This window comes from Sphingobacterium sp. ML3W, from assembly GCF_029542085.1.
In the GTDB taxonomy this organism is placed as follows: Bacteria; Bacteroidota; Bacteroidia; order Sphingobacteriales; family Sphingobacteriaceae; genus Sphingobacterium.
Genome location: NZ_CP107036.1, coordinates 667,696 through 691,986, shown reverse-complemented (window position 1 = coordinate 691,986; position 24,291 = coordinate 667,696). Strand labels below are relative to the sequence as shown.

Annotated in this window: 22 protein-coding genes; 10 read left to right on the top strand and 12 right to left on the bottom strand. The window is 37.6% G+C overall.

The features are described 5' to 3' along the window. Positions 1 to 117: 117 nt before the first annotated feature. Together OGI71_RS02915 and OGI71_RS02910 are read right to left on the bottom strand one after the other, a co-directional pair. Complete coding sequence (locus tag OGI71_RS02915; RefSeq protein ID WP_282253795.1) at positions 118 to 717, bottom strand: NAD(P)H-dependent oxidoreductase; 600 nt, start codon at positions 715 to 717, stop codon at positions 118 to 120. 92 nt (positions 718 to 809) lie between these two features. Beyond that, on the bottom strand, positions 810 to 1,565 hold the full coding sequence (locus OGI71_RS02910; protein ID WP_257091470.1) for a helix-turn-helix transcriptional regulator: 756 nt from the start codon (positions 1,563 to 1,565) through the stop codon (positions 810 to 812). 203 nt (positions 1,566 to 1,768) lie between these two features. On the opposite strand from OGI71_RS02910, the gene OGI71_RS02905 reads away from it, so the two are divergent. Together OGI71_RS02905 and OGI71_RS02900 are read left to right on the top strand one after the other, a co-directional pair. Beyond that, a complete protein-coding gene (locus OGI71_RS02905; RefSeq protein WP_282253791.1) occupies positions 1,769 to 2,485 on the top strand; it encodes a DUF3667 domain-containing protein in 717 nt (238 codons plus the stop codon). 212 nt (positions 2,486 to 2,697) lie between these two features. Continuing rightward, on the top strand, positions 2,698 to 4,284 hold the full coding sequence (locus tag OGI71_RS02900) for a discoidin domain-containing protein (protein WP_282253790.1): 1,587 nt from the start codon (positions 2,698 to 2,700) through the stop codon (positions 4,282 to 4,284). A 250-nt stretch (positions 4,285 to 4,534) separates the two neighbouring features. On the opposite strand, the gene OGI71_RS02895 is transcribed toward OGI71_RS02900, so the two are convergent. The 4 genes from OGI71_RS02895 to OGI71_RS02880 form a co-directional block, all read right to left on the bottom strand. After that, positions 4,535 to 4,960, bottom strand: coding sequence for a DUF3995 domain-containing protein (locus OGI71_RS02895; RefSeq protein ID WP_282253789.1), 426 nt, complete (start codon positions 4,958 to 4,960; stop codon positions 4,535 to 4,537). Between the two features lie 93 nt (positions 4,961 to 5,053). Continuing rightward, positions 5,054 to 5,968: a hypothetical protein gene (locus OGI71_RS02890; protein WP_282253788.1), complete on the bottom strand. Its 915-nt coding sequence runs from the start codon at positions 5,966 to 5,968 to the stop codon at positions 5,054 to 5,056. Positions 5,969 to 6,253: 285 nt separating this feature from the next. After that, complete coding sequence (locus OGI71_RS02885) at positions 6,254 to 6,649, bottom strand: VOC family protein (RefSeq protein ID WP_282253787.1); 396 nt, start codon at positions 6,647 to 6,649, stop codon at positions 6,254 to 6,256. A 107-nt stretch (positions 6,650 to 6,756) separates the two neighbouring features. Then, the gene (locus OGI71_RS02880; protein WP_282253786.1) at positions 6,757 to 7,284 is read right to left on the bottom strand and encodes a hypothetical protein; all 528 of its coding nucleotides are present in this window, start codon (positions 7,282 to 7,284) and stop codon (positions 6,757 to 6,759) included. Positions 7,285 to 7,814: 530 nt separating this feature from the next. Here OGI71_RS02880 and OGI71_RS02875 point away from each other — a divergent pair. The 4 genes from OGI71_RS02875 to OGI71_RS02860 all read left to right on the top strand — a co-directional run bounded on the left by OGI71_RS02875 (position 7,815) and on the right by OGI71_RS02860 (position 14,605). Then, positions 7,815 to 8,327, top strand: a complete 513-nt coding sequence (locus OGI71_RS02875; protein WP_120257063.1) for a sigma-70 family RNA polymerase sigma factor — start codon at positions 7,815 to 7,817, stop codon at positions 8,325 to 8,327. A gap of 73 nt (positions 8,328 to 8,400) precedes the next feature. Next, the gene (locus tag OGI71_RS02870; RefSeq protein WP_282253785.1) at positions 8,401 to 9,594 is read left to right on the top strand and encodes a FecR family protein; all 1,194 of its coding nucleotides are present in this window, start codon (positions 8,401 to 8,403) and stop codon (positions 9,592 to 9,594) included. A gap of 147 nt (positions 9,595 to 9,741) precedes the next feature. Continuing rightward, positions 9,742 to 12,999: a TonB-dependent receptor gene (locus tag OGI71_RS02865; RefSeq protein ID WP_282253784.1), complete on the top strand. Its 3,258-nt coding sequence runs from the start codon at positions 9,742 to 9,744 to the stop codon at positions 12,997 to 12,999. Positions 13,000 to 13,009: 10 nt separating this feature from the next. Beyond that, entirely contained in the window at positions 13,010 to 14,605 is a 1,596-nt protein-coding gene (locus OGI71_RS02860) for a RagB/SusD family nutrient uptake outer membrane protein (RefSeq protein ID WP_282253782.1), read from the top strand. Positions 14,606 to 14,956: 351 nt separating this feature from the next. Here the strand turns inward: OGI71_RS02860 and OGI71_RS02855 are convergent, their stop codons facing one another. The 3 genes from OGI71_RS02855 to OGI71_RS02845 all read right to left on the bottom strand — a co-directional run bounded on the left by OGI71_RS02855 (position 14,957) and on the right by OGI71_RS02845 (position 17,462). Continuing rightward, on the bottom strand, positions 14,957 to 15,370 hold the full coding sequence (locus OGI71_RS02855) for a hypothetical protein (protein WP_282253781.1): 414 nt from the start codon (positions 15,368 to 15,370) through the stop codon (positions 14,957 to 14,959). A gap of 84 nt (positions 15,371 to 15,454) precedes the next feature. Next, the gene (locus OGI71_RS02850) at positions 15,455 to 16,630 is read right to left on the bottom strand and encodes a hypothetical protein (RefSeq protein ID WP_282253780.1); all 1,176 of its coding nucleotides are present in this window, start codon (positions 16,628 to 16,630) and stop codon (positions 15,455 to 15,457) included. Positions 16,631 to 16,943: 313 nt separating this feature from the next. After that, positions 16,944 to 17,462, bottom strand: coding sequence for a hypothetical protein (locus tag OGI71_RS02845; RefSeq protein WP_282253779.1), 519 nt, complete (start codon positions 17,460 to 17,462; stop codon positions 16,944 to 16,946). A 326-nt stretch (positions 17,463 to 17,788) separates the two neighbouring features. Here OGI71_RS02845 and OGI71_RS02840 point away from each other — a divergent pair, with 326 nt between their 5' ends. The 4 genes from OGI71_RS02840 (at position 17,789) to OGI71_RS02825 (ending at position 21,619) form a co-directional block, all read left to right on the top strand. Further along, positions 17,789 to 18,433: a DNA alkylation repair protein gene (locus tag OGI71_RS02840; RefSeq protein WP_282253778.1), complete on the top strand. Its 645-nt coding sequence runs from the start codon at positions 17,789 to 17,791 to the stop codon at positions 18,431 to 18,433. A gap of 136 nt (positions 18,434 to 18,569) precedes the next feature. Then, complete coding sequence (locus OGI71_RS02835; RefSeq protein WP_282253777.1) at positions 18,570 to 19,457, top strand: alpha/beta fold hydrolase; 888 nt, start codon at positions 18,570 to 18,572, stop codon at positions 19,455 to 19,457. 112 nt (positions 19,458 to 19,569) lie between these two features. Then, a complete protein-coding gene (locus OGI71_RS02830) occupies positions 19,570 to 19,806 on the top strand; it encodes a hypothetical protein (RefSeq protein WP_121126983.1) in 237 nt (78 codons plus the stop codon). Between the two features lie 745 nt (positions 19,807 to 20,551). Further along, positions 20,552 to 21,619: a 2,3-butanediol dehydrogenase gene (locus OGI71_RS02825; RefSeq protein WP_282253776.1), complete on the top strand. Its 1,068-nt coding sequence runs from the start codon at positions 20,552 to 20,554 to the stop codon at positions 21,617 to 21,619. Positions 21,620 to 21,752: 133 nt separating this feature from the next. Here the strand turns inward: OGI71_RS02825 and OGI71_RS02820 are convergent, their stop codons facing one another. The 3 genes from OGI71_RS02820 to OGI71_RS02810 form a co-directional block, all read right to left on the bottom strand. Beyond that, complete coding sequence (locus OGI71_RS02820; protein WP_282253775.1) at positions 21,753 to 23,201, bottom strand: arylsulfatase; 1,449 nt, start codon at positions 23,199 to 23,201, stop codon at positions 21,753 to 21,755. 237 nt (positions 23,202 to 23,438) lie between these two features. Beyond that, positions 23,439 to 23,834, bottom strand: a complete 396-nt coding sequence (locus OGI71_RS02815; protein ID WP_282253774.1) for a nuclear transport factor 2 family protein — start codon at positions 23,832 to 23,834, stop codon at positions 23,439 to 23,441. A gap of 1 nt (position 23,835) precedes the next feature. After that, positions 23,836 to 24,204 (bottom strand): hypothetical protein, encoded by a 369-nt coding sequence (locus tag OGI71_RS02810; RefSeq protein ID WP_282253773.1) that lies wholly within the window; start codon positions 24,202 to 24,204, stop codon positions 23,836 to 23,838. Positions 24,205 to 24,291 lie beyond the last annotated feature (87 nt).

Genomic DNA, 24,291 nt, shown 5'->3' with positions numbered 1-24,291 from the left:
TTAAGAATGAAGAAGCTATTTATCTATAGACATCGGAATCGCTTCATAGGATAAATTTACGAAATAATAATTCTTATAAAGAGCCGTATATTCAAAATTTCGCCCCGATTATGCCAATCACAACAACGGGTTAATGCTCATCTTTTTCACTAATTCATTGACTTGTTCCTGATGTTTTTCCCGCACATTGTCAATTGCCAAGGTGCCCCCTAGTATTAGCATTTCCTTGTGCTGAAAGCGTTTCCCTAACCTGTCCTCAAGCATAACTTTCTCCATGCTTTGGGCAATGCCGATTTCCTCTAAAAAGTTATTGGGATGACCTGCAGTACAGATGACTATTCCATATTTGACTATTTTCATTTTAGGCAAGTCTGGCTTTTGTCCATAGGCATAGCCAACCGAATATACCCGGTCAAACCAACCTTTCATCATTGCCGGACAATCGCTCCACCAGACCGGATAGAGAAAGATAATACAGTCAGCATTTTCAATTTTTTGCTGCTCTTCAATCACATCCCTAGGAACTGGCAGCGCTGTATCCGCATTCCCTTCTCTTTGGTATTCCGTTGCGGTCATAATACCCTGAAAATTATTTGCATATAAATCAGAAACTTCAACATTCCATTTTTGGGCTGCCAATATATTCTTCAGATGGGTGAATATCTCAAAAGTATAGGATTTCTCGCTCGGATGACTGTAAACAATTAAAATATTCATAATGATACGATTAGAATTACATTTTCTTTTGCGAATCTTGTCGAAACTTCGAATCGCTTTGTTTAATCAAAACGAGATTGGCAACGGAACACTCATAACAACCTACTATTCAAAGCAAAGGTCAAGGCCTCATTCATATTGCTTACGCCCAATTTTTCAAATAATTTTCGCCGATGAAATTTCACCGTATCTATTGAAATGAAGATCTTCTCGGAAGTTTCGTGGATAGTAAGTCCGCGATGATAATAACGTAATATTTCGATTTCACGTTCTGTGAGATTAATTTTTCTACGGGCGATCCATTTACCGGTCAATAGGTCAAGCTCCCACAATAAATCAGAATGAAGTTTTTCTATGGTTACATTTCCTGAAGATACATTTGAAGATAGAGATACGATACACATGGCCTTCCATATCTTTCCCTTCTCGGTTAGAAAAAACGGTGTTAACTTGTGATTGATCAAAATATATTTCTTATTTGCATCTTGTATTTGAAAATCATAGGATATAACGTGAAGCTTCCGCTCCTCCAATGGAATATTTTCATAGAAATTAAAGCCAGCATTGTTGATCTGAATGAGCATCTGAAAATCCGTCGCGGGGACATATTTTTGATAAAATCCGTATCCCATCTCAACAACCTGTTTTGAACTTAAACCTGCCAGAAACAACGGATTATCTGAAACAAATTCAAATGCTTTCAATTGATAATCTATCACATAGATACTTTGGTAAGTAATACGTGCGAAAGCTTTAACTATTTCTATATAATCTTTGGTCTGTTCTAAATCTTTTGCTGAAAGACTATCCACCGTATTTTTGGGTGAAAATAAATCGTTAACATCCATGTTCAAACTCTATACTTCAAAAATAAATAAAACTACACTCAGGTGTAGCTTTTATTATGATAATCTGTAATATTTTTGAGCAAAATAGAAATCAATAGGCAGCCAAAAATCTATTGACTACGTGGACAACAATTATCCCTAATCGGAGAGCTTTGGCGAACAACAAACCGAAACATATCATTACAGCCTTAATTACCTTAAAAATGACAAATTGCAAAAACTGTGAAACTAATATCATCTCCAATTTTTGTCCAAATTGTGGCCAGCCTGCGGTCCTAAAAAGGATAGATGCGCACTATATCGCCCATGAGATCGAACACGTCCTTCACTTCGAACGTGGCATTTTATATACTATTCGAGAACTAGTCACCACTCCGGGAAAAAATATACGGAATTACATTTCCGAAAATCGAAGTCGCTTGGTCAAACCTATTATTTTTATTATTGTCACATCACTGATCTACTCGATTGTAAGCCATTATTTTCATATCGAAGACAAATATATTAGTTACTATAATTCCCGACACTCCACTACAGGCACTATATTTATCTGGATCCAAACTCATTATGGTTATGCTAATATTATGATAGGGATATTTATTGCATTTTGGGCTAAACTATTTTTTAGAAAATATGGTTTCAATCTCTTTGAAATTATCATCCTGTTGTGTTTTACTTTGGGAATGACTATGTTAATATATTGTGTTTTTGCAATAATAGAAGGTATTACCCATATACATCTCATGATGTATGCTAGTAAAATTGCATTCATATACTGTGCTTGGGCAATGGGACAGTTTTTCGATCCCCCTAAAATAGCTAGCTATTTAAAAGCATTAGTCGCCCATATTTTAGGATTTATAATGTTTATAATAACGGTTTTTATTATTGGTTCGACGATAGATCTTATCTTTCATTGACAATAATAGTTTTCGGATCTATTTATAAAAGGGATAAATCACCTCCGTCTTATAACTTAATTTTTATCAACTGAATTAATAAATGTTACAAAACAATTATTAAAATCCATTTATCAATCGATTGACTAAACAATATTGGATAAAAAATATAATTTTTTTTCTAGATAATAAGCTCAATGGTTTATATTCATTATTATACAATATAAACCATTATGAGAAAACTTTTAAATTTATTGATTGCCACCTTGGCTCTGGGTGTAGCGTCGTGTAATAAGACGCTCATCCCAACGGATGAAAACAGTGAAAATCTAAAACTAAAAGCATCCAGCGCGACGATTACGAATGAATGGCGCCAAAATCCGTACAAACTCAATGTCATTTACTTCGTGCCTAATGATGTCGATTCAATCCCTAACTTTAGAAAACGAATCAGTAGAATCCTTCTTGATGCACAGGAAATGTTTGCCTCGAATATGAACCGCGAAGGTTTTGGGCGCAAATCCTTCGGATTGGATCTGACAAATGACACCCTGATCAATATCCATTACATTGCCGGAAAATTTGGTAAGTCAACTTACCCCTATTCAGGTGGTAGCGGTGCTGTAAAGTCCGAAGTAGATGCCTATTTTGCACAGAACCCCACGTTCAAAAAAAGTGAGCATAACCTGATTATTATTCCTACTTATAATACCGATCCGGCCAATCCAGGGGGCCCGCCATTCTATGGTACTGGCACGACCTGTTATGCATTGGATTACATTAATCTGGATGCCAAAAACCTCGGGATAGGTGGAGATATTGGCTGGAAAGCGACAGTCTGGATAGGTGGAATGATTCATGAACTTGGCCATGGCTTAAATGCTAGCCATAACCGGATGAACAAGACATTGGCTCCGACTTTAGGTACTGCATTGATGGGGTCTGGTAATTCAACTTATGGAATCTCCACCACTTCATTGACAGCTACCACTGCAGCAACCTTTAATAACAGTCAAGTGTTTAGCACTGTGACAAGAAATGACTGGTATGGTGCTGCATCTGCGGAGATCACTTCATTATCCTCAAGCTACAGCAACGACAAAATCATTATTTCCGGAAAATTTACCACAACCAAACCTGTAAATGATATCGTCGTTTGGCATGATAGGGAACCTTTTGGTGGCAATAATGATTATGATGCCGTACAATGGGCGACAAAAATCATTGGCCAAGATAGCTTCAGATTCGAGTGCCCGCTGGCAGATTTTTATGATTTAAATGGAAATTATGAAATGCGTATCGGCTTTATGCATGTCAATGGAAGCCGCTCAACATTAGGTTATGCTTACAACTTTGTCAATAATGTTCCTGATCTCAGCAAAGTTGTCACTCATAAACTATTGCCAACAACAGGCTGGTCAATCTTAGGCAGTGACAGCAACGAATCTGGTGCTCCCGCAAGCAATGTGTTAGATATGAACAGAAGTACAATCTGGCATACACCATGGTCTTCAGCCCAAACACCACAACCTCACTTCTTCTCTGTGAATATGGGTGCTCTACGGTCGGTAAAAGGACTTGCATTTCGAAACCGCGATAATCTGAATGGAGCGATGAAAGATATTAATATTTATACCAGCACTAATGGTACAAGTTGGACCTTAATTAAATCAGCCCAGCTGAGCAAAGTTTCTGGTTCCTGGATCAATGTTAATCTTGATTCAACAATTAGCACGCGCTATCTTAAAATAGAGTCTGTGAATTCCTGGGGTGATTTTTTCTATTCACACCTTGCGGACTTTGGAGTCTTCTCTAATTAGTCTTCAATTCGCTTAAACTTATAGAGGGGTGTCCACAATGGTCGGACACTCCTATTTTTTTATTTCGCAACCCTCTCCACTACACTCCCGTTTCAAATATTCAATTCCTGGAGCACATTTTTGATTTTTGAACTGCTCCTTTTATTTATTCTAATATATTGGTATCGACCGCTAATATATATCTATGTAATTTAAAAATTAAGGGTAAACAGATCATTAATACGAGAGCAAAAAAACAGGACAATATCCCTTATAATAAAACGGCTAAAATTCCATTGGAAAGTGATAGAAACAAGGATAACGGACTATAGATATAGGTATCCCGCGATGCAAATACGGACTGTCTATACTTCTTAAATATACCAACATATTTCAGATCACCTATAAATCGCAAAAAGAAAATGCCGCTAATCACATACATACCGTAAAGCACATAGTTATTCTCGAAAGGAACCTTTACCACCCCAATGGCAGAGAGGTTTATTAATGCAAAAAATAATAATCCAATGGCGACAAGTAAAGTCCCCTGCCAACCAGGATTAAATAACCTTCTTCCATTCAAGTCCGTAGGTATGGTAGCACTAATCCCCCACTGACCTCCGAATACCCAAAACAGATGAAGTAATGCAAGCAAAATAAAGATATTGGCAATTACTATTGATAATATAAATTCCATTCGATAAATATTAAAATATTCTTTAGAATAGTTCCGTCTTTGAATACATACTGACCAAACATACAACAAGGGTATCAGCTAGCTCCTGTCCTATTATTGCATGAATTGATATGATGTATTGATAATGAGTGCCATTTTCCCATAGGCTAATTTGAATTCTTCCAATAGGTGGCTGTTATCTTTAGATAAGTATCCGCTTTGTAGACGTTGTATGACCAGTCCCCGTTCGTTATCTATTAATGTGTATGTTTTTCCGTTTTGCTCAACATTGAGCTGAATGAAAAGATCATCGTCAGAGTTGATAGGCTTGCTAAAACTAGATAAGGTAGTTGATCGCAGAATATCAAATTTTAACGCTGTAGCACCTGACTTAACACCTCTGATCACCTTGGATTTAAAAAGCGGAGCTTTGCCCAGCGTAAGTTCACCCTTGTTTCTGTATATTGAAACAAAAACGTCAACGGGCTCCTTCGAATTTAAGTTCCAATTAAGATATGGACTACTAAAAGAAAGGAGGTTAATACCAATAGAATCAATTTGTCTTTTATTGACAATCTCAACAAGCTTTGAGACAGAGTCTAAAGGTTTAGCTATATCTCTATATGCTACACTAGCATAAGTGTATTGTATAAGTTTATATTTCCCTAACTCATAAAGTTCTAATTGCAGGTCTTCCATGTTAGAGGTTTTGACTACTTTATTATCCTTGGTATCAATTACTTTCCACGATAAAACGACATCCTTGGTCAAGTCGCGACCTTTGCCCCATGTCCAGTGCGCATTGTTTTTGAAGGTTGCCCCACCATAGGCAATAAGCGGATTGTCGATATTCATAATAGATCCAGACACGGGTAAAACGATCAAAGAGTCGCCAAACTCTTTACCCTGTGGATTCACGTAAGAAAAGCCAGCCTTTAGCATATTCTGATCCTTATCACCCAAATTATTTTCGTCTTTTTTACAGCTAAAAGCAAAAACCGACAAGATAACAATGAAAATAAAACGCATATTAGTGTAATTATTTTTTCTGTAAATATAAATTTTATAATTTATATTTACAGAAAAAATAATAAAAATTTAAAACACGGTATTTCTTTTAAAATATACATCATGCCTTAAAAGTATTTTTTACACCATCATAAACCGTAGCTATAACGACTATTCAATATGCTTTGAAACTATTTAAATAGCTAATTTATGATCTCTTTTGCAAGCGCCTAGAGAAAAAGTAATGGGTAAAGATTGGATAGCATTACAAATGTGCCTTCTCAATAGGGCCTAATGTTAAATTAGCTACATCTTGAAGACATTAAACTTATGACCATCAGGGTCAGCAAAGACAAATCCATAATAGTTATTACCGAAACTGGTCGGTTTGGATACAATCGTTCCCCCAGCACTTTCAACTTCATTGGCCCATTGATCTGCTTGTTCTTTGCTTTCTGCGGAAATCGTGAATATGATCTCATTGCTTATCTGAGAATCGCCAAAATTGACATCTTTTACATTCGATTCCAGTATATTTTTCAGAAAAAAATGAATTATAAAATCATTTTCCCCAAAAAAGAAGCTGACCAGGTCATTAGAAGTATGGGGATTATTGGGTTTAAATCCCAGTACTTCATAAAATTTCTGTGTGCGTTCCAGATTAGCAACCGCCAAATTGGCCCATATCATTTTAGGTTTCATATTATCTCATTTTTGTACAGCATAAAGTTAATGGGTTTCAACAGATTAAAGATTGTCATGGGACAAGTTTTTCCTTATTCCTCTTGCTTTGTCAAACAAATATGCCTTTATATTTTCGCAAAAAAATTAAAGGTATGTTGAGCGATGAGCGCTGGATTGATAATTGATGTGTCATTAAGTCGATCTTCATACAATTCGATTTTTATCAATTTAATATCATTCGGTATTTTATACGTTTCATCTTTTGTATAATTGTAACCGCGTACATCTGCATTTTCCTTGCCAGGAATTTTCTTGATTTCAACAAAGTAGCGCAGTGTAATGGTATTACCATATTGTTCGCCTTTTTCGAAACGAATTTTTCTGACCCGACTCATCGAATGTCCACTGGAATGAATAATTCCTTGTATACGAAATTCTAGCGTTTCAGCAGTTTTGGAAAGCATAAAAATCTGGGGTGCGAGCCGCTCTGTTATTTCGTTACGGCTTGTAAAAGTATATGTTGTACCAGTTTCGGAATTCTCTTTTGCCACTCGTTTTGGTACGGTTTGAATAGCAGAAATCTGCAATTTCTGTGTATTGATTTTACAGGCAGCAAATGCTACAAAGGAAATTAAAACCAGAATCTGTTTCATCGCACTATTTTAATCATATTAGATATCAAAAGTAACTAAAGTTATCAAACTAAAACATCCCTGAAAATGATGTTTTTTTTTAACTAAAGTTGATTTTTAGACTTGGATTAAGCCAGAGCCAACCCATGACATGCACCTGCTGCTGAGATCCTTACGGTCCACCTGGATTTGAGCTTGCACCGATAAGAGTGAATACAGTATGCACAGGAACATTCAGAACAAATCCCCTAAGGTATCTAACTGAACTGGAAAAGAGGAAAATCCGCGCAGGTTTCAAAACTGGTGAAATAATTGTAGCCGATGTTGGAAGTTTCTTGGGATAAATACAAAACTTTTTTTGTTACAATTTTAGGGCAAACAAGATAAAAACAACAGCCGAATCATCCCACTAAAGCAAAAAAACAACGCTTAAAAATGTTCATTTCAATTATTTATTGACAAAAACAGCTCTGGTATCGCTTTGTATGAATTAAGCACATTGTTCCCAATATTTTTGTATAATAGCTATATTTTTAAAAAATAGCTAGGTAATGTTATCCATCGAATATTATTTTAAAACATATTTTCTACAGCTCTGTACGTTTGCCTTTCCATGGGTCAACTCGGAGGAAATAGCCAAGGATATTGTACAAGATGCTTTTATTGTCCTAATGGATAGACCAGAGCTGTTGGAGAAAGGAGAACGGGTTATCAAAAGTTTTCTCTACACCTCCGTAAAAAATATGGCAATGAACACCAAACGACGGGATATGGTATTTGATAAGATACGCAATTCCATCACCGTAGAAGAATCCGACAATCATAATATCCTGGACGATCTTATCAATTCCGAACTGATTGGCGCATTACACCGCGAACTTGACCAATTACCTGAAGGCTGTCAACGAATCTGCCGTTTAATCTACTTGGATGGCATGAAATATGACGAGGTAGCACAGGAATTGGATGTGTCCGTCAACACCGTAAAAACCCAACGCATGCGTGCAATAAACCTTTTGAAAACCAAATTCCTAAATTTAATTTTAAACTTCCTTTTGTTTTAAAGATTATTCCTTTTTATTTTTTTTTATCCCGAGTCACCCTTTTTGATTCCTCAAGTTATTTAGTTATTGAATTATGATAGAAACCGATAAAATAGTATTGGCTGAATTGGCTTCATTACTCCTGAAAGATGGACAATTATCTACTGCACAGGAAAATGAGCTAAAACGTTTGTTGGAAAAATATCCCCAGGCGAAGGATAGTTTACGACACCGTCTTGCGAATACGGATATCCAAGTTCCATTTGATTTACGCAGCACCGATCTAGATCAGGAGTGGGAAATTTTAAAAACCAAATATAATGAAAGAAAAATTGCTCCAAATTATCGTAGGTGGAATGGAAAATGGAAAACTACTATCGGAGTAGCTGCTGCACTATTATTACTCTTTACTTTTGTTTGGATCTGGAAATCCTATCTAAAACCTATCAATTATCTTATCCCAGATAAGGTCTATGGACAGAAAAATGATGTCCTTCCAGGGGAAAACGGTGCTATCCTGAAGATTAAAGGAAAAGAAGACATTAACTTAATGAATAAACAAGTTGATCAAAGCCTTTCTCAAGGTATCGAATTAAAAGATGGAAAATTACTATACTCACAGCTCAAAACCGAAGAGTCTAACCCGATACACACCTTAATTGTGCCCAAGAGATCTACTATAGCGATAACGCTAAGTGATGGTACACGTGTATGGGTGAATTCGGAATCAGAACTGATTTATAAAGCAAATTTCACTGAAAATGAACGGAAGGTAACATTAAAAGGTGAAGCTTATTTTGAAGTTGCCAAGGACACAAAACGACCATTCATCATAGAGGCTAATGACCTTAGTATTCAAGCTATAGGAACAGCTTTTGATATCAATTCCTATAAGCCCAACGCCAAAGTACTATTAACAGAAGGACGCCTAAAAGTCAATGGACAAGAAAAAGAGATTTTTATAGATGCTGGAAATGGAGTAAAAATGGTTAACAGTCAATTGGTAGCCTTTCCTATACCAGATATGGAAGAAGCAACGGCATGGAAAGACGGCTATTTCTATTTCGATAATAAAAATATGCAGCAGATTCTCGATGAATTAAGCAGATGGTATGGTATCAACATTGAATCCAACGTTTCATTAGACAAAAGGCGTTACAAAGGAGGTATAAAAAGAGATGTGACCCTTGCAGAGGTCTGTAATCTACTGAAAGACCTGACCGGCTATCAGTTAACAATCGACAAAGAAAAATTAATCGTTAACAAACTGACTGACAAAAATAAATAAACTATCTAACTAAGAAAAGGAGGACTTATAATATGTAAGAAGATAAATACCTAAATATTGTATGAAAAAGAATGCAGAAGTACTCCAATACTCCTGCATCTAACTGAATTAACAACTGATCATAAACTATTAATTCTCTACCAAATTATGAATAATTTATTTTATTCAAAAGGAATTCTTTGTCCTATAGACAAAGGAAAAATTTTGAACAATCTAATCAAAATGAAACTGACAGGAATATTATTAGCAACATCCATGATGGGTGCCTATGCTTCAAGCTCTGCTCAGATTACACTGCACGCCAAAAATGCAAAGATTGAAACGGTCCTCAAAAATATCACCAAGCAGACAGGAGTACGTTTCATCTTTATGGAGGGCTTACTGAATAATGAAAAAGCAAATCTTGAAATAACAGATGCAACCCTGAATAAAACACTTGATCAGCTCTTTAAAAATAGCGCATTCTATTACATGGTACATCGTGGTACTGTCGTCATAAAACGGAAACAGGAAAATGTACCTGATGATCAATCAAGTAGCGAAATGCTGTATCAGCAACGAACTATTAAAGGGAAAATACATGACACAAAAGGAAATCTATTAAATGCAGTCAGCATTTTGCTCAAAGGGACAAACATTGGAACCTCAACAAATGCTAGAGGTGAATTTCAACTTTCTCTCCCAAATGGGAATAGAGGTACGTTGATCTTCAGCGCGGTGGGTTTTAAGCAACTTGAACTTCCCATCAACAACAAAACTGAGCTCAATATCGTCATGGACAACGACGAAATTGGGCTTGAAGAGGTGGTGGTCGTTGGATTTTCAGAGGTCGATAAAAAGCACCTCGCCTCCTCCGTATCCCAAATGGATATGGAAAAAGTAAAAAACCGTCCAATCTATAAAATGCAGGATGCCTTTTCGGGAACAATTGCTGGTGTTACAATGATGCGAGGGAATAGCCTTCCTGGCAGTGTACCTGGCACCATTTCTATTCGTGGTATCAGTACATTACAAAATGCCGATCCTCTAGTCATCGTAGATGGAATGGAACAGAGTATCCACGATATCGATCCTAACCAAGTGAAAAGTATTACGGTACTTAAAGATGCGGCTTCAGCATCTATGTATGGCTCCCGCGGTGCCAATGGCGTTATCATCATCGAAACGGAGCGTGGACAAACTGGCCAATTCAAGGTTTTTACAAATAACTGGTATGCAATAAACAAACCGATAGATCTTCCAGAATTTGTTGGCGCAGTTGATTTTATGAAATTGCGAAATGAAACACTGATCCAACAAGGGCAACCAGCGATCTATTCTGATGAAACAATTGAACAATATGCGAGTGGAAAAATAAAAGGAGTTAACTGGCTGGATGAAATAATGGAACGCACCTCTACAGCAATCAACAACAACGCTAGTATTTCTGGTGGTGGAGGTGTAGGTACTTTTAACCTGATGTTGGGTCATATTAAGGAAAATGGCCTTAACAATATTGAAGGGACGCAAAAATTCTCGGCCAGATTCAACACAAATATCAATATTGCAGATAAATTTGTTTTGATGGCCGATTTTTACGCGCATCGTTTACAAGTCAATAGGCTGATGGCAAATGATGATGGTCACGGGCTCTATCAACAAGCCTGGCGCCTAAACCCAACACAACAGATCTACTATGATGTAGACAGGCCTGAACCATTCATTCTGCATAACAACATTAATCCGATAGCTTCGATTAAACATGGTGGTACCAAAAACTATATGCATGACCGTAGTACGATCAATCTCCGACCTAAATACAATATTAACAGTAACCTAAATATCGAAGGAAATGTATCATACATGATCAATAAATCTGCCGACAAACAAAAGCGATTAACCTATAAATTCTTTGATGAAAAAGGGGCGCCAATCAGCATATGGGGTAACGATGTGAATGCCTCACAGGGAGTAAGCGAGAGCCAACTGACTGCGCGAGCATTGGTAAATTACAATAAAGAACTACGTCAGGACAAAGACAAAATCTATCTCACCGCAGGTTCTGAGATCATGAGCTATACCTTCACCGATTTTAGAGAAATTAGCAAGGCTTCTTTTTTTGGTAAATTAAACTATTCATTTGATAACCGTTATATATTTGAATTAACAGGTCGTTCGGATGGAAGCAGTAAATTTGCACCGGGTCATCGCTGGGGATTCTTTCCATCAGGGGCCTTTGCATGGAACCTGCATAATGAACGCTTTTTCAAACCTATTCTCGAATCCGAGGCGATCAACAATATTAAAATCCGTGCCTCATACGGTTTAATTGGTAATGAAAATGTAGCCCCGTATCTGTGGCAGGAATCTGTCAATACTTGGGGATGGACAATGCGCGTTCCTAATTCTAATTTTTCATGGGAGAAACAAAAACAATGGAATCTTGGTCTCGATATGAATGCCTTCAAAAATAGACTTTCTTTAACAGCCGAGGTATACCATAAGAATTCGTATGATTTAATCTATGATCAATTTGCTGTTCCGCCCCTAACAGGCTCATACACCTTAGTCTCAGCAGTAAATATTGGTGCGGTAGAGAATAATGGCTGGGAAGTTTCGATAAACTGGTCTGACAAGAAAGATGATTTCTCCTATAAAGTCGGTGCGATGCTATTCAATAATCGCAATCGCATACTCAAGGCTGGCTATAATGAAAATGACCGCTTGATTTTCAAAGGCAATAATGATCAGATATGGTATAAAGGGATCCCAATCAATAATTATTATGGCTTTCAATCAAATGGCTACTTTCAGAATCAACAAGAAATTGATGAAACAGCAGCAAAAATGCCCAATTCTAGACCTGGTGATATCCGTTATGTCGATCAAAACCAGGATGGTCTCATTAACGACAATGACCGCGTTTATCTGGCGGATCCTCTTCCCTATTACAATTACGCTATCAATATTGACCTGCATTATAAACGCTGGGATTTTTCTGCGTTAGGTCAAGGTGTGGGTAAGAGAACTGGTAGGCTAGCTGGTCAGGAAGCCTATCCAGTTTATGTAGATGGAAACAGCAATGATCTAGGGGCGCCACGTGTTGAATATGTTGCCGACCATTGGAGTCCGGAAAATCCAAATAGCCGTTTCCCACGTTTATGGACAGGCTCTACGCCGAACACACTTTTGAGTAATGTATGGCTCAGCAATGCGGCCTATTTCCGTGTTAAATCACTTCAACTTGGATACACTTTTCCATCCATTGGTAAAAGTGTCAAAAACCTGCGGCTTTATGTAAACGCCCAGGATGTATTCACCTTGACAAAGTGGGAAGGACTAGACCCTGAGCGGATCGGTAGTGGTAATGGAAATTACCCGCGGATGGCAACATACAGTTTTGGATTAAGTGCGAGCATTTTTTAATATCATAACAATGAAAAAGAAAATTATTACCCTGATAATAGCATTGGCGACACTTAGTAGCTGCGAAAAATTTCTTGATAAACGAGATCCAACAGCAACTTCCTTTGATGAGTTTTTTAACACAGAGGAGGATCTACGTCGTGTGGTCTATAGCAGTTATTTGGATGCTTTTATGGGCCCTGGTGAACGTCGTCTCCTTTTTTATATGACCGAAGGTCGTTCGGACAATGCTTATGCCCGCATTGAGACAGATCACCATATGATCATTGCCAACGGCAATATGACCAGCAACTCTGCTTTAGCTGTTTATTACTGGAATTTACACAATCAGCATATAGGACGTATTAACACCTATTTGGCAAATGTTGATGTACCCTATGTCGAAAATGAATCTACGCGGCAAAGGTATAAAGCAATTCTTGAAGGTTTGCGCATCTGGCATTACTTCAGGATCACAGAATTTTGGGGTAATGTCCCTTTTGTGCTTACTCCTGTTAAACTGGAAGAGGCAACACCAGCTGTTACCCCTAAAGCCGAAATCCTCGACAAACTCTTTGAAATGAGTGAAGATGTCGCCAATAGACTTCCGGAAAATGAAGGTACTACAAATGCATATATGTTCAATAAATATTCCTTTAAAACATTGGTTATGCGCTATGCGCTCTATAATGGAAGGTACGAACTGGCGGCGAGGCTTGCTAAGGAAATAATGGATAGTGGAAAATATCAACTGCACCCTCAATACGCCAATCTATTTAATTATCAAGCAGATAAAACCAACAAAGAGTTTATTATCAAGTTCGATATGGAGAGTCATAACAACTCAGCAACGGCGTCATTTCAACATCTGGCACCACAATATCGAACCGGAAATGGACAATCTTATGTCGTTCCTCTAAAAGCACTCGTGGATAGTTATTGGACTTTACAGGGGCGACCAATCGATAACTGTCCATTACACAGCAAACAAGCCTATGAGCTTAATCCAAAATTAAACCGCGATCCGCGGTATGAAGCTAGTGTATTTGGTCATGGCGATCTCTTCAATAATGAAAAAATAGATATCTATGATTCCAAAAGTGCTTTTTACTACCAAAACTTACGCAGTAGTAGATCGGGATACTGGTTTAAGAAATTTGTGGACCAAGCCGATGCGTTCCGTACTGGTGGAAATATGCATTTTTCTTTAGCCCGCTATGCCGAAGTCCTTTTAACCTATGCCGAAGCCAAGATTATGTTGAATGAAATAGATGAACTGGCTAAAAGTTGTATCAACCAAATTCGCAAAAGAGCCGGACTTGATATGAGCATTGCGGATGTAAATTTAGTTGCAAAATCACAGCAGGAATGGATAGCGCTAATCCGCAACGAAAGAAGAATCGAATTTGCTGGCGAGGGATTACGCTATAGCGATATCTTGCGATGGAAAACAGCAGAAACGGTACTTAATCAAGCAGCTCTCGGTCACATGCGTTTGAATGGTACTGGACAGTCTGAGGTACTCAAAATTGAGGATCGAAAATTCTTAAAACACCAATACCTATGGCCATTTCACGAAAGTAGTTTTCAGGTAGAACCTAACTTGGTGCAAAATCCGGGTTATTAGTCAAATACAGAAAAAGTGATTTTCCAGTTGGAAAGTTACTTTTTCTGTATCTATCTAGTGCTGCCATGTTATACTAGGATAAAATGCACCAGCACATAATTGTCGCAAAAAAAATTAATCAAAAGCCTCCAAAACCTCAACTATTTCCTTAATACTTTTATTCATTTATTCATGCAAATATTAACACGTCGGTAAAAAACAGTTTTTTTCACAATTTAAAATAGCTTTTTACAGCATTATGTTTGCTACAATTTACGACTTTTTCGAAGATATCACCCCACTTATTTTTAGTAGGGTATTGCCCTCAATAGACACAATTCTTCGAGGCCGGATTGAACTGACCTACGATCTCTAGCGCAACCTAAATTGAACTCCACCAATGTGTACCATTTTGTTTTGTCGTTCAAGTTCTTCAAAAAGATTTAACATGTCGGCAAATGGATTGTCAAAATATTTTATTAGATGTTTTACATTGTCGGTCGTCTGTAAAAAGTTATAGAAGAAGTACGGATCGAGGTTACCAACACTTTCCTTGTCTCCAAGTGAAACTTCAAGCACTTGATTGGTTATTAAATTCTTAAACAGACAATGTTCGCCATGAACGTCAAACCACCAATGATCTGTCAAGTTCTCCTCCCCATTTAATATATCTGCATCCGCTATTTCATAGTAATTTCCAGCCTCTATTTCGACTTTCGCAGGCTGATCTGTTTCTGCAATCAACTTATCAATAAGAATATGTGCCAAGGTCTTATAGTGCCTCATAGCTTCTAATATTTCCTTGTGGATTTTATTGTCTATTACCATAAAAATTAGCTTGATTTATCCCCGTCTAGAATCATACTTCTATTAAAAATCCCTGGCTGCGTCAAACCAATTGTTGGCTAGCTCCTGCTCTATTATTACTGGTGAGGCTTCTATTAATTGCTGAATGGCAACACCAGTATCTTCCCTCTCCGCAGTTTCAATACTCGGCAGTTTGTTAACTGTTTCGATCAATTCTACAAGCGCTTGTTTAACCTCATTTTCTGTTTTACATTTAGCGATTTTCTGTAAAGCAATTTTATAAGCTTTGGTAGCAATTTTAGCGTTTTTGCTTTCCCAGTTTGTAAAGGGAATTCCATATTCTGTCGTAAACCAAACCGAACTCCGCAGTTTGGAGACTGAACAATATTCCAGTTCTTTCCCTGACTTAACGAGCTCCTTTAATTCGGTTTTTAATCTTTTCCCTGTAATCTCATCAATATTCCAGCCTATAAATGATCTCAGGTTGTCCCAGGCATTTAATGGTGGAAAGTTTTTCAAGCTGGGGGCATAACGTATCGCTAGACTTTCCAACTTTTTAATTTCCTTAAGGCTAGCCACATTACTAAGATTTCCTGTAAGGTTTAACCCTTGCAAATTGGGAAACTGCAATAAGCATTCGCAATCGAGCGGCTGTCCCAACGGTTCGACAACAATATCGAGCCAAGTAATTTTTTCTAGAGCTTTAAAAGAAGGTAATCGATAAGGCAATACCGTTTTGTCCCTCGTCAGATTGGGAGAAAAGCGAATGTGGGGAAGGGCATTTTTCGATAAAATTTCAAAATTTTCTAGATCTCCTGACAGGTTAAGCGATTTCAAACCAAAGGAGTTACTTTCCTCTCCTGCAGGCAAAGTTATTGTTACAGGAATTTTATTCGAACGAACCGACAAGTTTCCGATCTGCGTTGCATTTAAGTCGATAGATGTCGGATTAGATGGTTGCCAAAAGAAATCCTCAATAGCTCTATTTTTTGACCATTCCAAGAAGCAGATGTCGTTGCCGTAATAATAAAAAAATCTTGGCCAATGGCTACCAGCGGGTGTTGTATATGTATCAAAGGCGTTCCAGTTGATGGCTAAATCTTTTTCGACAAGAACATCAAATTTTTTCTTGTCCATACCAGCTTCACCAATAGAAAAACTACCTTGTCCAGCCTCAATTTTTACGGTGTGACTATTCGTACTTGTCAACGAAAGATGGATCGGATTTTCTCTATTCATATTGTAGGGGTTAATAGCATTTTTTATTGAATGTTATCGTTCAGTGAAAGCATTTTTTGAGTTTAAAATTTCGGACATCGTTTTCTGCGATCCTGTTGCTGACATTTCGCCACTTATTATGCCAAGCGTCTGATACAGCTTTTGACTAAATTACAAAAAAACTATGTTATTCTATTTTACAGCGTAAGATTATTATCCCTGAATATCTGCCTTGTTCCCTATTAGATAAACTATAAAGCAAATACTCAGTATCGGATCAATCAGTAGTTGGTATGAAAGCGGTCTCTATAAACTTTATCAAAGTTGGACATGGTTACTTATACTTTCCCATGTTCCATAGTTTTTCAACAATCTCTTTTTGATTATATTCAAAATAATTGCCCTGTTTATCTTTTTGTCTTTGAAAAAGACTGCGGTTAAAAGTTGTAAAATTTAACTTTAGAAAATCAATGAAATAATCATCAAGATGATAATGAAACTGCGCTTTCAAACTTTTATCTTCCTCATCCTGCATAACAAAAGTCTTTTGTCGTCCCACAATTTCTGCCAGTTCATCCTTTGTGATATGTTGAATAATTTTCGGAGCGGGAAGTGATATCCTGAATGCCAAAACTTCAGCGCCTTCTTCCTCCCACCGTTCCCAAAGATTAAATTGAGACATATCTTTACCCGTCAATTCATGAAGCGTATTTTCAAGCTTCTGATATTCGGTATTATCTTCATCCCCGTTCTCTTCACAATAGTCAGAATATGCCAGAATGAGTTTTAACACTTCCGGATAGCGTTTTTCCACTGTTTGAAAATCAGGTTCAATTTCTTTTCTTAATTCCATTATTCAAATATAACGTCAAAAGTATTGCCATCTTGTTGTACGACCTCCTCAACTCCTTGGCTTATAACCAAACAATGCAGGATCTTGTCTTTTAATCAAGATATACGAGGTTGCCAAACAAAAATAGAATAATAATTTATACCGACTATATTTTACCTTGTTATCGGTAATGAAAAACCGATTCAGTTTTAAATGGTTAAAAAATCAGTAAATTCACCATATGATAACGCTTGATCAGCGCATAAATATCATAAGATGCACTCCATACAGGAAAGTGACAATGAGTAAGTAAGTGTCATACACCTGTTAACTATTGGAAAACAATTATGAAACTATCATCGACAGCAGAAAATATTATCACGCAAATTAGCGACAAGAAGACCAAACTTGGTGACTTGCGTAAAATTGCTAACGTTATAAAAAAAGACCACGAACTAGCCATGGAACTATGGTCTACAACACACTATCTTGCCCGACAATTGGCGATCTTGCTGATGGACAAGAAATTACTTTTTAAAGAAATTATTGACAGGTTGGTCAGTGATATCGAACAACATCAGCAAGACGAAAAACTGCAGCTAATTGATTGGCTTATGGCGAATCAACTTACCAAGGACAAACGGACAATTGTATTAATGGAAAGTTGGGAAAACAGTACATCTCCCCTTCAAAGACGTACTTTTTGGTACCATCAAGCCCGATTGCGATGGGCGGGACAAACGCCGCCGCCCAATAGCGAGGAATTGCTTTCTAAGATTGAAACCCGAATTGAAAATGAAGTATCTGAAGTCCAGTGGGCGATGAATTTTACTGCCGCTCAAATCGGTATTTTTCAGGAAACTTTCCGAAAAAGATGTATAAATATCGGAGAGCAAACAGGACTTTATAAAAACGAAATGGTGGCTAAAAATTGTACTCCAAACTATTTACCAAAGTTCATCGCCATTCAGGTTGCAAAACTTAATAAATAAAATCACCGGATTTCTTGTAAAGTTGTCCGGTGATATATCCTGGTGGCCAAAAATTGAGATCGCACGGCGGCAAATCTCATTTCGAGATATTAGTAATAACTTAGAAAGAACACCCAATTAACAAACTAACAAAGCAATGAAATCGGATATCAATATATCATCAGCGGAAATATGGGCCAAACAGTTATCTGTTTGGGTAATATGCCTGTTCCTTACTACGATGATTTTCCCCTCCATCTGTAATGGTCAGGATAAAAAATCGTGGACGAAAGAAGAATGGAATACTTTGCTGACCGAACAATTATTTCCAGGTAAAAAGATCGAAAATTTAGCTTTCAATTTTGATACCCCGTTTGAAGAGAAATACATTCTGATAAAGGATAGTATTGTTCTGAATGGACTATTATTTAAAGCCAAAATGCCCAAAGGTCTGATCTTCTATTTACATGGAAGCAATGGGGCCCTAGACACCTGGGGTAAAATTGCTCCTATATACGCAGCGAATGGTTATGATATCTTTATGCTTGACTATCGTGGGTATGGCAAAAGCCAAGGTAAAGTTACCGATGAAAGTATGCTGTATAATGATGTTCAAATTGTCTACAACAAACTAAAGACAATCTATTCTGAACATAACATTATCGTATTGGGCCAATCAATGGGTAGTGCCCTAGTCTCTAATATTGCAGCCAACAACCAGCCTAACCTGCTGATCTTACAGGCCCCATATTACAATATAGCAGACTGGGTAAAAGATGTCGCTCCTGAATTAGACACCACGAATATTCCCTTCAGTTTTGATAATGCATCCCATTTGAAGAAGGTAAAATGTCCGATTATTATTTTCCACGGCAGCAGTGATAAGGCTGTCTACTATGGTTCCTCTACGAAACTTTTCAAACTGTTAAAAAGCTCAGATCGTTTCATCACATTAAACAATGAAGGGCATAATGACTTCTCGAAAAACAAAGTTTATCTGAAATGGATTAGCAAGATATTAAAATCAAACCAACTTGCTAAATAAATGACGATAATGCCATTATTGGCTAAAAATATTGACCGTTGCGAAAGGAATATGACAATTGACACCGAATTGCCAATTACTCTTCCTACCTTTGTTTCCAAATTAAACACATATGCCAAAAGAAACAAAAGCGGGACTTTATCAGGGAACCATAGAAAAAGATACCAATGGAAATTACTTTTGTGGCCCTTATCTATTGGATTATCAAACTGTAGAAGCTTATTTTAAATTGGGTGATCGGGTCAGCTTAAAAAGTATCATCAAAAATACCAGCCGTATGAGTATGGAAACTTATCCACAAAAATCAATTAAGTTTTCATATGCTACTGAAAATCATGACAATGATTAAGATGAACTAAATCGTTCAATACAGAGCCCATACTGAATACACTTCACCTGTTTTCATCCCCCCTTTAAAACGGGAGGTATGAAAACAGATGGATAGAGATGAAAATTCTGTTCATACGGATCTTCCTTTTAGAAATTATGATTTTCCTCTATCCCCCAACTAACATCTAAAATTCATTTTCCGTAAAGTATCAGCCCTGCAACATAGGGGTAAACGAAATTGATGATCAACTTTTAGAGACAATAAAATCCTGATAAACAACTTCGTACCCCTACTGTTAGGTATAAAACAGATAATATTGTTTATGCCTCATTTTATTATAGAATGTTCACAATGTATTCTTCAAATAATAACTGATGAACTCATGGCCGCCGTATACGATACAGCAGACGCTACAGGAATTTTTGCTAACAATGACATAAAGGTTAGAATTCAGTCTTTCCACTATTATAAACTTGGAAGCAATAAGACTAATTTCTCAAAAACAATCACTGCCCGACTGAAGAAATTGCTTCCTTCGACTTTTTTCCTTTCAGTCAGCATCAGCGAATTTGAAGCAGCAACCTATTGCAACAGCTCGTTAATAAATCTTCGGAATACGAATCATGATCGCCATTTTGAATTATAGGATCTCCTCCGCTAATTTTCGACTAAAATGATCCATCTCATTTACGTTTGAGATATGGATCACCATAATCGCGAATCATTCTTCCTATCTTAGATTATATTCAAAAAAGGAGATAACATGACGAATACAATGAAAGCCGCACGTTGGTATGCTGCAAAAGATATCAGAGTAGAATCAACAGAAATCCCTGAGCCGAGGACTGGTCAAGTTAAAATAGCTGTTCATTTCGCAGGAATCTGTGGATCTGATCTACATGAATATGTACACGGTCCCCAATTAATCCCAGTAGATCGACCTTATCCACTAAATGGGCATCAAGGAACCACTACATTGGGGCATGAGTTTTCAGGAATAATAGATGCGATTGGCGAAGGCGTCCATCATTTAAAAGTAGGTGACCGTGTGGTCGTAGAACCGATTTTTAAGAACTTTGATAGTCCTTTTATCGCAAATGGCGCATATAATTTATCTGAACCTTTGGGATTTGTAGGTCTATCCAGCAATGGTGGATTTGCGCCGTATGTTGTCGTCGAAGACTATATGGTACACAAAATACCAGATAGCATGTCGTTCGAAAAGGGGGCATTGGTGGAACCTGCTGCTGTAGCAGTTTATGCAGTGCTGCAAAGTGGACTTAAAATCGGAGAGACTGTATTAGTTTCTGGCGCTGGTCCGATAGGTTTACTATGTCTTCAGGCTGCACTTGCCGCAGGTGCAACAACAGTTATTGTGACTGATATCGCAGACAAGCGTTTGGAGAAGGCTAAAGCCATCGGTGCTACCCATATCATCAATGCAAAAGAAGAAGGTATACTACAAAAAATTAAGTCCATCACGGAGCTTGGAGTGGATGTATTTCTAGATTGCGCTGGTGTACAAGACTCCTATACAACTGGAATTGATAGTTTAAAAAATGGTGGAACGGCTGTTTTAGTTGCACTTTTTGGCAAACCTGTAACTACCAATGCACTGGATCAGGTGCTGCGGGAAATCACAATTAAAGGTATTATCGCCTATCGTAATATCTTTCCACAGGTTATCGCGCTTATCGATAGTGGACGTATGCCCGTAGAAAAACTTGTGACACGCAAAATAAGCTTAGACAATATCGTTTCAGAAGGATTTGAAGCTCTGGTTAATGATCCCACTGAAGTCAAAATCTTAATTGATATACAGAAAAATTAACGCCGTCAGGATACAGACAATAATAAGCGATGTATCGAAAAAATAATATGACAGCTATAAATAATGGCCGCTTGGGTGTCCCAAGCGGCCATATTTATTCGGTTTGCCAAATCTTTTGTAAATGACTTACATTTTATTTCGCATTATTGGTCAACGGGAAGATAGCACTCTCCACATGCGCTTTCTCAATCAAGCGTTGCAATTCCTGTACTTTTTTCGGATTGCTATTCGCGACATTGTTCTGTTCTTTTGGATCTTGTTTGAGGTTGTACAGTTCCTTAGTCGGAGTACCAGTAATTACTTTCTGCAAAATGAGTTTCCAGTCACCTTTTCGTAAGGCTTGACGTCCACCATCTTCATGGAATTCCCAATAAAGATAATTATGTTGCTTTTGTTGTTTGTTGCGTCCCAATAAAGTAGGAACAAAAGAAATCCCATCTGTATATCTGGGTTTATCCGCCTTAGCAAGTTCTACCATCGTCGGCATAATATCCCAAAATGCACCCAGATAGTTTGATGTCTTTCCTTCAGCTATTTTTCCCGGCCAATAGGCAATGAACGGAGTCCTGACGCCTCCTTCATACAAATCGCGCTTATTTCCACGCAAACCTCCAGAACTATTGAAAAAATTAGGATCTGCTCCCCCTTCTTTATGTGAACCGTTGTCACTTGTAAATATGATTACGGTATTGTCAAGCAATTTGTTTTGACGTAGTTTTTCTACGATCTGACCTACATAAGCATCCATACGACTTACCATGCTGGCATACATTGCATGCGGTTTCTCTACACCAGCATAACCCGGAACTGTTGCCTTTGGTCCGTAATCATTTCCTTTATGTGGTTTTTCATCAAATGAATTGGCATATCGCTGGTAATATTCATCTTCTGGACCAGAAAGTTCGGCATGGGGAAGTACGGTAGGTACAAAGAGAAAGAAAGGTTTGTCTTTATTCGCATCAATAAAGGCAAGAGTTTTCTCTTGGATCAATGCTGGTGCATATTGACCTTTGGCCAATAATCCATTACCATCAAGCTCAATTCGCTCTTTATTATGCCAAAGGTGAGTAGGATAATAACGGTGGGATTGACGTTGGCAATTGTAACCATAAAACTCGTAAAATCCTTTCTGATCCGGTGCCCCAGAAGTATTAACCATCCCTAAACCCCATTTTCCGAAAGCACCTGTCGCATAGCCCGCCTTCTGCAACAACATAGCGATTGTCTGTACCGAGTCTGCCAACGGTTGTTGTCCCTCTGGTTCGATTTCTTTATTTCCTCTTACATAGGTATGTCCAGTATGTTGTCCTGTCATTAGAGAAGAACGCGAAGGCGCACAGACAGAGGTACCAGCATAAAAGTTCTCAAACTTCATTCCCTTATTGGCTAGTGAATCTATATGCTTGGTTTCAATCTTTTTCTGACCGTATACACCAAGGTCTCCATAACCGAGGTCATCCGCCATAATAAAAACAATATTGGGTCTTGTCTCCCTATTTTGAGCAAATGCGGTTCCTGAGATAGCCAATAAGAAAACAGCTGCAGCTACCTTCTTATTATTAATAGATTTTAGTAGGTTCATGTATATCCAAAGTTAAGTAAATAAAAAGAATTAGAACACATGAAACCGCCTATCACACTGAGAATCTCGTGTCCTAATTCTTTTCAAAACGATGAACGTCTCTTTCTTTAGCATTTTCCAGCTGAATGCTCGGTTAGAAATATTCACCATTTATATCCGTAGCTTTGGAGTCCTGCTATTTTTGTGTTACCATGATATAATAATAAAAGCAGGGGGACAACCAAGTGGACTAAATTTCTATCGCAAAGCTTCCGAGACTGCATAACTGTCTTCCAACAGTGTATATTCGATAATTTTATGGTTGTGTATCCTCAAGTGAATAAAGAATACAGAACTGACCAACCTTCCTGTTTCCAACATCTTGGAGGTAAAATTCCCTTTTATAATAGCCTGATCTTCGTTGGTCAATACTGTCTGTATTGCAGCCGTTAAAGGCTCTACAGCTGACCACAGTAACTTAAAAAGTTGTTCCACCTCCGGTTTCGACCTTCTCGATCCCAGCCATTTTATCTTTACTGTATTGCCCGGAATTTCCAGGTAAAACTCTTCAGCAAAAAGATCAACCAGGTTTTTCAGTTCTCGCCGCTGCAAGCAAGCTAGGAAGATATCCACAAAAGCATTAATATTTTCCATCTCAAATAGTGTTTAGATTTCTGTTCTGCAAATAAGCCATTATTCCAACCCATGCGGCAACAGCGAGGATCATAACAGAACCTATAATACTGATTGTATAAAACAAGGTAGTGACAGTAATAACGCTAGCGATAACCCATATGATATCGAGCGTAATGATAAATTTGGTCCAACTTTTCGGGATAATTTTTTTCATAGCCGTTGCCAGTACAAATACAGAAAACACGATCAGGAAACCTCCCATCAAGGTAAACAGGCTACTGTGTGGTGTTTTAAATAGTTGTGTAAATAAAGAAGGCATGGTCGCTAATAAGATTCCGGTCATTCCTGAGCTGATCGCATTGGTCAGCAATACATTTTTAAGTGTCATAATTTCTATCTTTTTGTTACTCAAAAGTACAGGAGTACGAATGGCATTAGATTATCTATAAGCGACAGGGTATTGACATTATGCGAC